This window comes from Halorubrum ezzemoulense, assembly GCF_004126515.1.
Classification (GTDB): Archaea; Halobacteriota; Halobacteria; order Halobacteriales; family Haloferacaceae; genus Halorubrum; species Halorubrum ezzemoulense.
Genome location: NZ_CP034940.1, coordinates 1,926,397 through 1,940,219 on the forward strand (window position 1 = coordinate 1,926,397; position 13,823 = coordinate 1,940,219).

Sequence of the window (13,823 nt, forward strand, 5' to 3'; positions counted from 1 at the left end):
GAAAAACGCTCGCGTCGTCGCGGCCGTTCCCGGAACGCCGTCTCGCGGCGTGTGTCGCGTCGCCCTGCGGCGTGCGTCACGTCGTTACGCGGCGTCGTCGTCCGGGTCCGCGCCGGTCGCGGCGTCCGCATCCTCCTCATCGTCGCGTCGCTCCACCCGGACCGTCGAGATGCGCGCGCCGTCGACGGCGGTGACTTCGAAGGAGAATCCCGCCGCTGCGGCGACGTCGCCGATTTCGGGCGAGCGCCCGATCCGATCGAGGACGAACCCGCCGAGCGTCTCGTAGCCGTCGCCGCTGAGGTCGGTCCCCAGCGCGTCGTTGACGTCGGAGAGGGCGACCGACCCGTCGGCCTCGTGCGCCCCGTCACCGGTCCGCCGGATCGTGTGGCGGTCGTCGGCCACGTCGAACTCGTCGCGGAGATCGCCGACGAGCGCCTCGGCGACGTCCTCGACCGTCGCGATCCCCTCGAAGGCGCCCCACTCGTCGATCACCGCCGCCACCTGTCGGCGCTCGTCGCGGAACTGGACGAGGAGGTCGCTCGCGCTCGTCGTCTCCGGGACGACGAGGATCTCTCGGGCGAGGCCGCCCGCGGTGGCGCCGTCGTCGCCCTCGGCGGTCGCGCGCAGCACGTCCTTCGCGTCCACGAAGCCGACGACGCGGTCGGCGTCGTCGCGATCGACGACGGGATACCGCGTGTGGCCGGCCTCGAAGATCGTCTCGCGAATCGCCGCCAGCGACGCGTCCGCCGGCAGCGAGACCACGTCGGGACGCGGAACCATCAGCTCGCGGGCCGCGGTGTCGTCGAGCTCGAAGACGCCCTCGATCATCGCCACCTCGGACTCGTCGACGTGCCCGGCCTCGCCGGCGCGGGCCAGCACGCGACGGATCTCGCGCTCTTCGAGGGTCTCGTCGCTCTCGGAGGCGGGCGGGACCCCGATCAGGCTCGTGAAGGCGTTCGCGGTGCCGTTGAACACCGCGATGCCGGGCGAGAAGATCAGGTACGCCAGCTTCATCGGCGGCGCGAGCAACAGCGAGATCCGCTCCGCCTGCGCGATCGCGATCGTCTTCGGCGCCAGTTCGCCGAAGACGACGTGGAGGAAGGTGATGAACGAGAACCCGACCGCGAACGCGACGAGGTGGACCAACCCCTCCGGCAGGAGCGGGCCGAGGACCGGCTCGATGAGCGCCGCGACCGCCGGCTCGCCGATCCACCCGAGACCGAGCGACGCGAGCGTGATCCCGAGCTGGGTCGCCGCGAGGTAGTCGTCGAGGTTCGTCATCACCTCCCCGAGCGTCTCCGCGCCCGCCTGCCCCTCCTCGACCAGCTGTTCGACCGAGGTGGCACGGATCCTGACGAACGCGAACTCCGAGGCGACGAAGAAGCCGTTCAGGACGACCAGAAACAGCGCGGCCGCGACCCGCGAGAGTGAGACGGCGACGGCTACCATTCGCGCCTCCCGGGCCCGCGGCGAGCCGGTGAGCCGACGGCGGTGCGTGAGTCCACGTTCATGGCGGCCGTTCGCGGAGGGGTCACTAAAAAGGCATGCGAACGCCGCACGCGAGGGAGAAGGGCCGGTCCCTGGACCGGACCCGCGCCGTTTATTCCTCGCCGCGGCGGAACGCCACCATGCTGATCACGCTGGAGGGGCTCGACGGGAGCGGCAAGACGACGGTCTGGGAGGCGCTCCAAGACGTGTACCCCGACGCGACGTTCACCCGAGAACCGACCGACAGCTGGTACGGAGAGGCGGTGGCCCGATCGATGGGCGACTCGGAGGCCGACCCGCTCGCGGAGCTGTTCCTCTACACCGCCGACCACGCGAACCACCTCTCGGAGACAGTTCGACCGGCGCTCGCGGACGGCGACCTGGTCGTCTCCGACCGGTACTCGGACTCGCGGTTCGCCTATCAGGGGGCGACGCTCGCACGGACCGACGCGGATATCAAGCGGCCGCTGGAGTACGTCCGCGGGATCCACGCCGCGTTCTCGCACCCGCCGGACGCGACGATCTACCTCGACTTGGACCCCGAGACGGCGGCCGAGCGCGCCGGGCGAACCGACAAGTTCGAGCGCGACGGCTACCTCGCGGTCGTGCGCGACAACTACGAGCGCCTGATCGACGCCGAGCCCGGGCGGTTCCACCGGGTCGACGCGACGCGGGCGCCCGAGGACGTGGTCGCTCGGGTCGAGGAGGTCGTGGCCGGGCTCGTCGACCGCTGACGGCGTCGCGGTCGAGCCCTCTCAGCGCGTGTCCGGGAGTTCGTACTCGTCGGGCGGCGTGAGGTAGAGGTAGTCGATGGCGGCGCCGAGCGCCATCGGGAGCGCGATCAGAAGCGCCAGCAGGATCGTCGAGCTCCCGACGTTGATCCCGGTCCCGACGCCGAGCGCGCCGGTGAAGACGAGCGTCGAGACGAGCAGCAGGATCGGTGTCAACACGAGCGTGTACAGGATCGACCCCCACGACGTCGAAAGCTGAATCCGGAAGAACCGGGTCGCGACCCCGGCGAGGAACGTGTGGAACGCGACCAACGCGAGGAGGCTGCCGAACCCGAACAGCGCGAGCATAGTCGCCGTACGATCCCCCGACACTTCCCCCTATCGACCTCAGACGGGCCCGCCGCCGCCCTGCTGTCGCGCGGCCGAGAGCAGGTCCGAGACGGGTGCCGTGTACTCGTAGCCCGGGATCACGCCTTGGACGTACGTGCCCTCGACGAAGTCGATCAGGGCGCCCGCGTCGTCGACGCCCCGCCGCTCGTTGATGTCCGAGAGCGCGTAGGTGATGGCGATCTCGTCGTCGTCGCGCTCGACGGCCGGATCGAAATCCCGATCCTTGCGGGTGACGCCGCCGACATCGACGGCGCGGCGCTCGAACGTGTCGACCCAGCCGTCCTCGACCACGTCCGCGACCTCGTCGGCGGTGGCGGCGGAAAGCATTGGCACGCGAACGGTAACGGTGAACCGGATGCGCCCCTCGCCGGCCGGCTCGGCCCGGACGCGCCCGTCGAACGCGGTCGTCGTCGACACCCAGCCGTCGCCGTCGCGCTCGAACGAGCCGTGGTCGCCGAACGCGCGCCGGACTCGGCCGGGGAGTTCGTCGGCCGCGTCGGCGTCGTCGTCCTCGGTTTCGGTCATACCTATCCGGAGGTGACGCGGCCTGAAAAGCCGCTCGCGTCGCCCGCGCGAGCCGGGCATCGCCCCGCCGCCGACGGCCCCGTCGCACCCGTCACCGATACGGGCACACCGAGCCGGTACGTCGGGCGCTTTTATGCGTCGACCGACGAGACGAGGTATGGCTGACCGGTTCCGGTCCACGGAGGGACTGATCGACGCGCTCGCGACCGCCGAGTTCGACCGACCGCCGGCGCTCGTGAGCAACGCGCACATCACCGGGCTCGGGGTCGCGCGCGCCCTCGACGCCCACGACGTGCCCGTCATCGCGCTCGACCGCGCGGGCGACGGCGCCGACACCGAGGCCGAGACCGTCGCACACGACGGCCTCGCGCCCCCCTCTGGCGCGGTCGACTACGCGGGGGCGGTGACGTACCCGCTCGACGACCTCGACGGGTTCCGCGAGGACGTGGAGGCGATCGTCGACGCGGCGGGCACCGAGGCCGTCGCGTTCGGCTGCATGGACGAGTGGGCGCTGTCGTACGCCGAGGCAGACCCCGATGGCGTCCGGCTCCCGTTCGCCGGGAGCGAGACGCTCGACGACGTGCTGAACAAGTCCGAGCTGTACGCGACCTGCGAGGAACTCGGCGTGCCCTACCCGGAGACGTACCGGCTCGAAGCGACCGCGGCGAGCGGGACCCGCGAGGCGGACGCCACCGTCGACGAGGCCGCGGCGGCGCTCGGCTTCCCGCTGGTGGTGAAACCCGAACTCAAGCGCGACTTCGAGGAGGCGTTCGGCACCAACGTGATCGAGGTCGCGGACCGCGAGGAGTTCGCGGACGTCGTCGCGGCCGCGGCCGACGAGGGCATCGCGGTGATGGCCCAGAAGCGCGTCGACATCGCGACGGGACGGGACCACTCGCTGGCCTCCTACGTCCCCCCGTCCGGGAGCGACGACGCGCTCGCGGTGGTCGGCAACGCGGCGGTCCGGTACCCGCGAAACTTCGGCACCTCCTGTCTCGTCGAGACCGCGAACGAGCCGGCGATCCGGGAGCACGCGCTCGCCGTCCTCGATGACGCGGGGTACCACGGGATCAGCGAGGCGGAGTTCGTCTACGACGCCGAGCGCGAGGAGTTCCTGCTGCTCGACGTGAACACCCGGCCGTGGAAGTGGATCGGGATGCCCGTCGCCGCGGGCGCGAACCTCCCGATGGCCGCCTACGCGGCGGTCACCGACGCGACCTACGAGTCGTCCGGAATCGAGCCGATGCGGTGGGTGTACCTCCGCGACTACCTCTCGCTGCTCGCGGGCGACGACGCGTTCTGGGACCAGCTGTCGGCCGCCGACTGGCGGCGGCTCGTCTCCGGCGCGTTCGAGCGCGAGGGCGACCTGACGGCGGGCGTCTACCGCCCCTCGGACCCCGATCCGGCCGCGAAGCTGCTAGAGACCGAGTTCGTCGACCGCGAGTACTACTGCTCCTGTTGAGGCGCCCCCGACCGGGAGACGCGTGAGCGACCGCGGAACGCAACGATTAGTTCGCCCGCCGACACAGGGCGCGTATGGACTTCTTCGAGGCGCTCGCGGACCGGATCGAGGCCGTCGACAGCGTCGTCTCGGTCGGGCTCGACCCCGACCCGAGCCGGCTCCCCGACGCCGTGGCCGACGCCGATCTACCGCGGTGGGCGTTCAACCGCCGGATCATCGACGCCACCCACGAGCACGCCGCCTGCTACAAGCCGAACGCCGCGTTCTACGAGGATCCGGACGGCTGGCGCGCGCTGCGCGAGACCGCGGCGTACGCCGAGGGGAAGGGCGTCCCCGTCCTGCTCGACGCGAAGCGCGGCGACATCGGCAACACGGCGCGGCGGTACGCCGAGGTGCTCGACCACGTCGACGCGATCACGGTGAACCCCTACCTCGGGCGCGACTCGCTCCAGCCGTTCCTCGACCGCGCTGACAAGGGCGTGTTCGCGCTCTGTCGCACCTCGAACCCCGGCGGCGCGGACCTCCAGGATCTCGAACTCGCCTCCGGCGAGCCGCTGTACGAGCGCGTCGCGGCGCTCGCGGACGTGTGGAACGCGAACGACAACGTCGGACTCGTCGTGGGGGCGACGACGCCCGAGGAGCTGGAGACGGTCCGCGAGATCGTCCCCGAGATCCCGTTCCTCGTTCCCGGCGTCGGCGCGCAGGGGGGCGACGCCGAGGCCGCGGTCGAACACGGGCTCGCCGAGCGCCCGGACCTCCCGGTCGACGTCGGGCTCGTGAACTCCTCGCGCGGGATCATCTTCGCAGGCGAGGAGTCGAGCCGGCCCGGCGACGAGGCGACGTACTTCGGTGCCGCGGGCGACGCGGCGAAGCGACTCAAGAAGCGGCTGAACCAGCACCGCTGAGCCGTCGCGTCGCGACGCATTAGCGCCGCCCGGTGACGCAGGCGGTACAGGCTCGGGCCGTCTCGTCCCAGTGGTCGTCGCAGACGGCGCGGCCGCAGCGGTCGCAGGCGCGGCTCGCGGTAGCCGCCTCGCAGATCTGGCACAGTCCAGTGCGGCTCACGGCGGCGGTTGGGTCGGACGGCTTATGACGATCGGGGGCGACCGCCCGGTATGCGCCAGTTCGTCGTCATCGGCCGCGACGTGCCAACCGATCCGGACGCGATATCGCTGTCCGACATCCCCGGGGCCGGCCGGCTCGACCTCCTCTGCCGGTGCGTGAGCGCCGGCGTCTTCCTCTCGCACGGCATCCGCGAGTCCGTCCGGGTCCACCTCGCGATCGGCGACGAGTTCACCGTCTCCTTCGACTCCGACGCGCTCCGGCACCTCCACCCCGACGAGCGCAACGTCGCCGCGCGGGTCCGCGACGCGCTCGACGCGCGAGACGAGGCGATCGGCCACATGCCCGCAGACGTCTCTCCGGGCGTCGAACTCCGCCGGATGGGGCTCGACGCGACGCTCGACCGGCTCGTCGGCGCGGACGGCCGCGGCCCGGACGGGACGCTCGTTCAGCTCCACGAGGACGGCGCCCCGCTCATCGACGCCGAACCGCCGGAAGATCCGGTGTTCGTGCTCTCGGACCACCACGACTTCGCGCCGGACGAGGCGGCTGCGGTCGACGAGCGCGCCGACCGCCGGCTCCGGGTCGGCCCCGAACTGCTCCACGCGGACCACGCGATCACGGTGGTCCACAACTGGCTCGACACCGACGGGTACGCCAGCTACTGACTGCGCGACGGATGACCGCACCACCCCCCGGCAGCGACCCGTCGCCGCCCGACCGAGAGACCACGACCGCGCCCGACGCGGACTCCCGATTCGCGGTTCCACTCCGCGGGGTGGCCGTCGACCCCGAGACGCGCTGCGCCCACTGGGACGACCCCGTCGACGTGGTCGCGCTCCGGTTCGGCTGCTGCGAGGCGTACTACCCCTGCGACGCCTGCCACGACGCCGCGACCGACCACGAGGCGGTCCCGTGGCCCCGCGACCGCTTCGACGATCCGGCGGTCCTGTGTGGCGTCTGCGAGACGACGATAACCGCGAGCGAGTACCTCGACTGCGACGATACGTGCCCGGCGTGCGGCGCCGCGTTCAATCCCGGTTGTCGGAAGCATCGGGGCCGGTACTTCGAGGTGGCGGGCTCGGGGGACGAGGACGGTGACGACGGTTTATAACTGATGGCGCGGCAGCGGTGGCGTGTGCCTGCGAGCGCCCGACGGGCGCGAGTCAGGACGCGCGAGGGAGTCAGGCGCGACGAGGGCGACTGAAGGGAGCCCGCAGGACGCGCCTGACGAGGCTGGGGAGGCGTGAGGTGCGGTTGCGGTGCGGGACGGGACTCGAAGGGGCAGTCGCGAGGACGAAGACGCGCGACGTAAGGACCGCAGGGAGCGAGTGAAACGAGCGACTGAGGACCGCAACGAGCGCATCGAGTCCTCGCGACTGGGGCTTCGTGGTACCCGCGTCTGGCGTCGATGAACTGGATATTCTATCGACTCCTCCCCCCTCCGGTCCGTCTTGATCGCCCCCCTTTCGGAAGGATTAAAAGAACGAACGGCTTTCTGTCGAGTGCGGGCCGGTGGGGTAGCTTGGTATCCTTCGGCCTTCGGGTGGCCGTAACCACGATTCAAATTCGTGCCGGCCCACTTCTCCCGCATTCTCCGCCGACTACTGACGCGTACCTACCTTCGGTGAAGCCGCGGTGTTCCGCCGCGGATGTCACCCGACCACCGCGTTCCGAGACGTGTGTTTCCCGGGCGCAGCGGGGAGGCCGAAACGGCGGAAATCGCGGTCCCGTCGCCGGTGACCTGAAGTATAAGGTATCCGGGACGATCGGTCGAACAGCTCCCCGATCGGCTTCTCGAAACGAGACACTACAGCCAGATATTTTTCCGTTTAGAACCCCTCTTGATCGGTAGTTGGAATGTCGATCGATAACCCGAATGAAGCCGCCACTGCGTCGATCGAAGTCTTACATGTCGACGACGATCCCGCGTTTCTCGACCTGACCAAATCCTTCATCGAGCGGGAGCTCGGCGACGTCGAAATAACCACGGTGGCCAGTCCGGACGCGGTGCTCGACACGCTCGACGAGCGGTCCGTCCACTGCGTCGTGAGCGACTACGAGATGCCCGGGACGGACGGACTCGAACTGCTCGACGCCGTCCGCGATCACTACGCCGACCTCCCCTTCATCCTCTACACGGGGAAGGGCAGCGAAGAGATCGCGGCGCAGGCGATCAACGCCGGCGTGACCGGGTACCTCCAGAAGGGCGGCCCCGACCAGCACCGCCGCCTGGCCAACCGGGTCAAGCACGCCGCGACGGAGTACCGCGCCCAGATCGAGTCGGAGCGGTACTCGACGGTCCTCCGGGCGCTCGACTATCCGATCTACGTCGTGAACGCCGAGGCGGAGTTCGAGTACGTCAACGAGGCGTTCCTCGACCTCGTCGGCTACGACAGGGAGGCGATCATCGGCAGCCCGCCGGGCAAGATCAAGACCGACGAGGGTGTCCAGCGGGCGAACGACATGCTCGCGACGATCGTCTCCAGCGCGGGGCCGGAGACGCAGCAGTTCCGGGTGGACATCCACACGAAAGACGGCGAGACGGTGCCGTGTTACGACCACATGGCCGCGCTCCCGTTCGACGACGAGTTCCGCGGGTCCGTGGGGATCCTCCGTGACGCGACGCGCGAACAGCGGCAGCGCGAGGAGCTGATCAGACAGAACAAGCGGCTCGACGAGTTCACGTCGATCGTGTCGCACGACCTCCGGACGCCGCTCCAGAACGCGAAGACGGCGGCGGAGATGGCTCGCGCCGAGAGCGAGGCGACGCACTTCGAGGCCCTCGAACGGGAACACGAGCGGATGGAGCAGATGATCGGCGAGCTGCTCACGCTCGCGAAGGAGGGCGAGTCGGTGTCCGAGCCGGAGCCGGTCGACGTCGGCGCGCTCGCCGCGGAGGCGTGGAAACCGTTCGGCTGTCCGGCCGACACGCTCGACGTGGTGGACGACGAGATCACCGTCTCCGGCGACCGCTCCCGGATCCGGCGGCTCCTCGAGAATCTCTTCCGCAACGTCGACGACCACTGCGGGTCGCCCGTGACCGTGACGATCGGTGCGTCCGCCGACGGGTTCTACGTCGCCGACGACGGGCCGGGGCTCGACGAGACGGACTGCGAGAGCGTGTTCGAAGCGGGGTACACGACCGCCACGGACGGGACCGGGTTCGGGCTGACTATCGTCGAGCGAATCGCCGACGCCCACGGGTGGGACATCTCGGTCGGCGACAGCGCGAGCGGCGGCGTCCGGTTCGACGTGACCGTCGACCCGGCGGTTCCCGTGACAGACGACGTACCCGTCTCGCCGTAGCGGGCCACGCCGCGGCTTCGACCGCACCGCGCAGGGCCCTGTGCCCCGAGCGATCGGTCCGCGGACCGGGCCGATTGAATAGGCACGGGAACGAGCGATCGATCGATGACACCCGACACAGTTGCGGGCGTCGACTGGGCGGGCGGCGCGTGGCTCGCGGTCGTGTTCGACGGGACCGGCGGGCCGGACGCGCGCCTCGAACGCGACCTCGAAGCGCTGTGGAACGACGGCGTTGATCGGCTGCTGGTCGACGTGCCGATCGGTCTCCCCCACGACGCCGAGACGCTGGCGAAGCGCGAGGCCGTCGACTCGGCCGCGCGGTCGGCCGCCGAGCGTCCGAGCAGCGTGTTCCCCGTCCCCTCGCGGGGCGCGTGCGAAGCGGCCAGAGACGGCGCTGACTACGAGGCGGTGAGCGAGCGGAACCGGGCCGACCTCGGCAAGGGGCTCAGCCGACAGTCGTACCACATCGCGCCGGCGGTCGGCGAGGTCGACGCGTTCCTCCGGCGGGACGAGGCGGCGCGCGAGGCGGTCATGGAGGCGCACCCGGAGGTGTGCTTCCGCGGGCTCAACGGCCGGCGGCTCGACCACTCGAAGACCACGGCCCCGGGCGTCGGCGAGCGGCTCGGCGCGCTCGACGGGCACCTCGACGACCCGGGCGCCGCGCTCGGTCGGGTCTGTCGACGGCTCGCAGACGAGCCCATCGACGCCGTGAGGGAGGCGGACCCCACCGCCGACGACGCCGTGGACGCGCTCGGGCTGGCGGTCGTCGCCCGCCGCCCGGTCGACGAGCTACGGTTCCTGCCGGGTGACGCGGATCTCCGGGACGACGAGGGGGTCCCGATGCGGATGGCCTACTGGAGCGCGGACCCGTTGGCGTGAGGATCCGCCGGGTGGTAAGGTTGAAGTCCCTCTGTCACCCGCTACGACACGAATGAAACTCTTCTCCTCGCGGGCGGACCGCCGGCGAGGGATCGCGGCCGCGGTCGGCGTCGCGGTCCTCGCGGTCGGGCTCTACGTCCTCGTGAGCCGCTACGCAGGGTTCCTCACCAACGCGGAGGCCCTCCGGACGTGGCTCGACCAGTTCGGTATCTTCGCCCCCATCGTCTTCATCGGCCTTCAGGCCCTCCAAGTCATCGTCGCCCCGATCCCGGGGCAGGTCGTCGCGCTGGTCGCGGGGTTCCTCTTCGGCCCGCTCGCGGGCACGGTGTACAGCCTCACCGGCGTGCTGATCGGGAGCGCGGTAGCCTTCTCGCTCTCGAAGCGGTACGGGCGCACCTTCGTGGAGCGGGTCATCCACGAGGACGTGATCGCCCGCTTCGACGGGTTCGTCGACACAGTCGGCGTTCCCGGGCTGTTCGCGTTCGTCATCATTCCCGGCCTCCCCGACGACGCGATCTGCTTCCTGAGCGGCCTCACCAAGTGGTCGCTACCGACGTTCATGGCCGTCATCGCGGTCGGTCGCCTTCCGGCGTACGTCCTCACCGTGTACGCGGGGGGCCAACTCGCGAGCGGCCGGTTCCTCTCGGCGATGGCGCTCGTCGCGCTCGTCGTCGCCGCGTCCGCGGTCGGGTACTACAAGCAGGAGGCGGTCCGCGACCTCGTCGAACGCGTCGAGCCGCGGCTCCCCTTCTGAGGGGCCCGAGACGAGCGATCCGGGGTCAGCCCCACGTCCAGTGCGCGTCGAGGACGAACCGGTAGAGTCCGCTGACGAGGATCGCGGCCACGTTCGCGATCAGGTACATCACCCCGGCCCACTCGACGAGCGCGGCGAGCACGCCGAGCTGGATCGGGATCGCCGTGCCGCGGACCAGGTTCGTCTTCAGCAGTCCGGCGAGGTACTCGGAGGCGCCCGTGTTCCGGCTCGCCCGGAACGTCCACGCGTTGTTGAGGACGTACGAGCAGACGATCGTGATCTCGATCGCGATCGTCGCGCCGACGATGTAGTTCAGTCCCGCGGTGTCGACGAACAGCCAAAGCAGGGCGAGCTGGAGCCCTGCGGTGAGCGCACCGACGACGACGAACCGGCGCATCTGGACCGCGATCGGTCCGCTGGCGAGGTCGCGGAGGACCGCTCGAAGCATCACTTATACCCGAGCGCTTCGAGGCGAGCTTCGAGGTCTTCGTCGACCTCGTCGTCGCCGCGCTCGGCGGCGGCCGCCTCCGCCGCGGCGCCGCGCTCGCGGAGCAGTTTCGCGTGGGAATCGACGACCGGGGCGAGCCGGTCGATGACTGCCTGTCCCTCCGCGTCGGGGTCGACCGCGAGGTTCTCTTGTTGGGTTGGATCCGTGGGACGGTGGTACAGCTCGCGGTCGCCGGCGTCGACGTTCTCGATGTACGTCCAGTCGTCGTCGCGCGCGCTGACGAACAGGTCGCCGTCGGACAGTGACCGGGGGATCGGCTGCTGGGTCACGTCCTCGCCCCGGACGGTCACCGAGACGACGGGGTCGGCAGCGTCGCGGTCACCGTCGCCGCCGGACTCGGACGGCGCATCGCCGACGGTGTCGGAGGGCGTCTCCTCTCCGGCGGCAGAGAGCGTCTCCTCGCCGCCGCCGGAGCGCCTCTCCTCGCCGCGGAGCGCCGGCAGGAGCGACTCGCCGTGCCACTCGGGCACCGGATCGACGCCGAGGAGGTCCGCGACCGTTGGGGGGATCGCATCGAGGCCCACGTGGCCGTCGACGTGGCCGCCGTCGAGCCCGGGCACGTCGGCCACGAACGGAACGTGGATCAGCTCGTCGTACAGCTTCGGGTAGTGGGCGAGGTGGCCGTGTTCCTGGAACTCCTCGCCGTGGTCCCCCGCGAGCAGCACCGCGGTGTCGTCGCGGACGCCCGCGGCGTCCAAGGCGTCGAGCAGTCGCCCGACGCTGGCGTCGACCTGCCGCACCGTCGCCTGGTACAGCGTCCGCAGTTCGCTGAGCGTCCGCTCGCCGACTTCGAGGCCGAGGCTCGTCCGAGCGTGCGCGTGGAGCATCTGGTGCGTGCCGACGATACCGTCGGACACCTCGCGGATGTAGCGCGGCGCGGGGACGTACGGCGTGTGCGTGTCCATGTAGTGGACCCAAAGGAAGAACGGCTCGTCGGTGTCGTCGACGAACCCGGTCGCGGCGTCCTCGACGTCGAACATGCGCGAGGCGTCGAGGAACGGGCGGTCGTCGCTGTCGCCGCGGAACTTCGAGCCGAGCCGACGGACGGGTGAGGTCGCGAGCTGGATCCACGCCTCGACGGTCGGGTGGGCCGCGAGGTACCGGCTGTAGACGCTGGATCCGACGCTGGTGACGAACGGCTCGAACTCGTCGAAGCCGTCGGGATACCCCCAGTGGTCGGTGAGGAATCCGTTCGCGGCGTTGAAGCCGCCGGTCGCGATCCCGGCGTCGGAGAGCACCTCCGCGAGTGTCACCGACTCGTCGACGCCGATGTCACCGGCCCGAGTGAACACCGGTTCCGAGGCGAGGATCGACGGGAACGAGAACGGCGTCCAGTTGCCGGTCGCGAACGCGCGGTCGAACACGGTTCCCCCGTCGGCGAGCCCGTCGATCACCGGCGAGCGTCGCTCCGGGTCGTACGGGGAGACCGCGTCCGCCCGCAGCGAGTCAACCGTCACGAGGACGACGTTCGAGACGGCCGCGTCGTCGCTCGGCGTACCGGGGTCTGCGGCCGTCCGGGTCGACGAATCGGATGTCATAGAGTACGCGGCGGACCCCCCGCGGCCGCGCCTCGGGCGGCGGCGCGCGGAGCGTCACGAGTATACTTAAATGCGGTTTGCCAGCGGTTTGAGGATTTCGATCCCTCCCATCTCCCGGAGCGCGGCAGTCCGTTGGTGCGTGTGCGCCCGCGTCGAGCGTAGCTATTTGCCCGTCCCGCTCCTCGACCCGACCATGTGCGAGACGCCACAGAGCGGACCGGTCGACGCCGCGGCGCTGCCGGAGTCGGTCCCCGACGACGAGATTCCCGAGTCGATCCCCGCCGAGTCCAGGGCGATCGAGACCAGCGGTGCGACACTTCACGCCGTCGAGGCCGGTCCGGAGGACGGGAAGCTCCTCGTGCTGCTCCACGGGTTCCCCGAGTTCTGGTACGGTTGGCACGAGGCGGTCGTCCCGCTCGCGAACGCCGGCTACCGCGTCGTGGTCCCCGACCAGCGCGGCTACAACCTCTCGGCGAAGCCGTCGGCGGTGCGCGATTATCGGATCGGCGAACTCTCGCGCGATGTCGTCGACCTGATCGACGCATACGACCGCGAGACGGCCGCCGTCGCGGGGCACGACTGGGGGGCCGCGGTGGCGTGGTGGCTCGCTCTCCACCACGAGGACCGTCTCTCGGAGCTGGTCGCGGTCAACGTCCCGCATCCGACGGTGTTCGAGGAGGCGCTCCGGGGGTCGTGGGACCAGCGGCTCAAGAGCTGGTACATGCTCGCGTTCCAGCTCCCGAAACTGCCCGAGGCGGTCGCCAGCGCGGGGAACTGGCGGCTCGCGACGAACGCGCTGCGGGACACGAGCGCACCCGGCACCTTCACCGACGAGGACCTGCGCCGGTATCGCCGGGCGTGGAACCGCGACGGCGCGTTCGAGGCGATGGTGAACTGGTACCGCGCGATCGTGCGCGACCGCCCCGAGCCGATCAAGAGGGAGGTGGCCGTCCCGACGCTCGTGATCTGGGGCGCGCAGGACCAGTTCCTCGCGCGCCGACTGGCCAACGAGAGCGTCGACCGCTGCGCCGACGGTCGCCTGCTCGCGATAGAGGAGGCGAGCCACTGGGTCGTCCACGAACACCCGCACCGCGTCGCCGAGGCGATCGCGGACCACGCCGACCCTCTCCCGCCGGGCGCGCGCGAGTGAGACCGGCCGTTTCGAATACTGTCCCCG

General features: G+C 70.6%; 15 protein-coding genes and 1 tRNA gene. 10 read left to right on the forward strand and 6 right to left on the reverse strand.

The window, feature by feature from the left end:
- Positions 1–84 precede the first annotated feature (84 nt).
- Positions 85–1,449, reverse strand: a complete 1,365-nt coding sequence (locus EO776_RS09600; protein WP_049932931.1) for a hemolysin family protein — start codon at positions 1,447–1,449, stop codon at positions 85–87.
- A gap of 179 nt (positions 1,450–1,628) precedes the next feature.
- Here EO776_RS09600 and tmk point away from each other — a divergent pair, with 179 nt between their 5' ends.
- Complete coding sequence (tmk, locus tag EO776_RS09605; RefSeq protein ID WP_094521407.1) at positions 1,629–2,222, forward strand: dTMP kinase; 594 nt, start codon at positions 1,629–1,631, stop codon at positions 2,220–2,222.
- A gap of 21 nt (positions 2,223–2,243) precedes the next feature.
- On the opposite strand, the gene EO776_RS09610 is transcribed toward tmk, so the two are convergent.
- Positions 2,244–2,567: a hypothetical protein gene (locus EO776_RS09610; RefSeq protein ID WP_049932929.1), complete on the reverse strand. Its 324-nt coding sequence runs from the start codon at positions 2,565–2,567 to the stop codon at positions 2,244–2,246.
- Between the two features lie 39 nt (positions 2,568–2,606).
- On the reverse strand, positions 2,607–3,134 hold the full coding sequence (locus EO776_RS09615; RefSeq protein ID WP_049932928.1) for a DUF5813 family protein: 528 nt from the start codon (positions 3,132–3,134) through the stop codon (positions 2,607–2,609).
- A gap of 157 nt (positions 3,135–3,291) precedes the next feature.
- Here EO776_RS09615 and EO776_RS09620 point away from each other — a divergent pair, with 157 nt between their 5' ends.
- Together EO776_RS09620 and pyrF are read left to right on the forward strand one after the other, a co-directional pair.
- Entirely contained in the window at positions 3,292–4,596 is a 1,305-nt protein-coding gene (locus EO776_RS09620; RefSeq protein WP_094521406.1) for a carboxylate--amine ligase, read from the forward strand.
- A 74-nt stretch (positions 4,597–4,670) separates the two neighbouring features.
- The gene (gene pyrF, locus EO776_RS09625; protein WP_094521405.1) at positions 4,671–5,501 is read left to right on the forward strand and encodes an orotidine-5'-phosphate decarboxylase; all 831 of its coding nucleotides are present in this window, start codon (positions 4,671–4,673) and stop codon (positions 5,499–5,501) included.
- A 19-nt stretch (positions 5,502–5,520) separates the two neighbouring features.
- Here pyrF and EO776_RS18975 read toward each other — a convergent pair whose 3' ends face one another.
- Positions 5,521–5,661: a hypothetical protein gene (locus EO776_RS18975; RefSeq protein WP_176455142.1), complete on the reverse strand. Its 141-nt coding sequence runs from the start codon at positions 5,659–5,661 to the stop codon at positions 5,521–5,523.
- Between the two features lie 50 nt (positions 5,662–5,711).
- On the opposite strand from EO776_RS18975, the gene trmY reads away from it, so the two are divergent.
- From trmY to EO776_RS09655, 6 genes are all read left to right on the forward strand, one after another.
- Positions 5,712–6,326 carry a tRNA (pseudouridine(54)-N(1))-methyltransferase TrmY gene (trmY, locus tag EO776_RS09630; RefSeq protein ID WP_094494685.1) on the forward strand — a complete coding sequence of 205 codons (615 nt, stop codon included), beginning with the start codon at positions 5,712–5,714 and terminating at the stop codon, positions 6,324–6,326.
- An 11-nt stretch (positions 6,327–6,337) separates the two neighbouring features.
- Positions 6,338–6,772: a CHY zinc finger protein gene (locus tag EO776_RS09635; RefSeq protein WP_086215989.1), complete on the forward strand. Its 435-nt coding sequence runs from the start codon at positions 6,338–6,340 to the stop codon at positions 6,770–6,772.
- A 395-nt stretch (positions 6,773–7,167) separates the two neighbouring features.
- Positions 7,168–7,240: transfer RNA gene (locus tag EO776_RS09640), tRNA-Pro, on the forward strand.
- A gap of 278 nt (positions 7,241–7,518) precedes the next feature.
- Entirely contained in the window at positions 7,519–8,967 is a 1,449-nt protein-coding gene (locus tag EO776_RS09645) for a sensor histidine kinase (RefSeq protein WP_089308735.1), read from the forward strand.
- A gap of 105 nt (positions 8,968–9,072) precedes the next feature.
- On the forward strand, positions 9,073–9,846 hold the full coding sequence (locus EO776_RS09650) for a DUF429 domain-containing protein (RefSeq protein WP_094521404.1): 774 nt from the start codon (positions 9,073–9,075) through the stop codon (positions 9,844–9,846).
- A 52-nt stretch (positions 9,847–9,898) separates the two neighbouring features.
- Positions 9,899–10,600 (forward strand): TVP38/TMEM64 family protein, encoded by a 702-nt coding sequence (locus tag EO776_RS09655; protein WP_049932921.1) that lies wholly within the window; start codon positions 9,899–9,901, stop codon positions 10,598–10,600.
- Between the two features lie 25 nt (positions 10,601–10,625).
- Here EO776_RS09655 and EO776_RS09660 read toward each other — a convergent pair whose 3' ends face one another.
- On the reverse strand, positions 10,626–11,048 hold the full coding sequence (locus EO776_RS09660; RefSeq protein ID WP_089308733.1) for a GtrA family protein: 423 nt from the start codon (positions 11,046–11,048) through the stop codon (positions 10,626–10,628).
- Positions 11,048–12,646, reverse strand: coding sequence for a sulfatase-like hydrolase/transferase (locus tag EO776_RS09665; RefSeq protein ID WP_094521403.1), 1,599 nt, complete (start codon positions 12,644–12,646; stop codon positions 11,048–11,050). The genes EO776_RS09660 and EO776_RS09665 overlap by 1 nt, the downstream gene beginning before the upstream one ends.
- A 193-nt stretch (positions 12,647–12,839) precedes the next feature.
- On the opposite strand from EO776_RS09665, the gene EO776_RS09670 reads away from it, so the two are divergent.
- Positions 12,840–13,796 (forward strand): alpha/beta fold hydrolase, encoded by a 957-nt coding sequence (locus EO776_RS09670; protein WP_094494683.1) that lies wholly within the window; start codon positions 12,840–12,842, stop codon positions 13,794–13,796.
- The last annotated feature ends 27 nt before the right edge of the window (positions 13,797–13,823 follow it).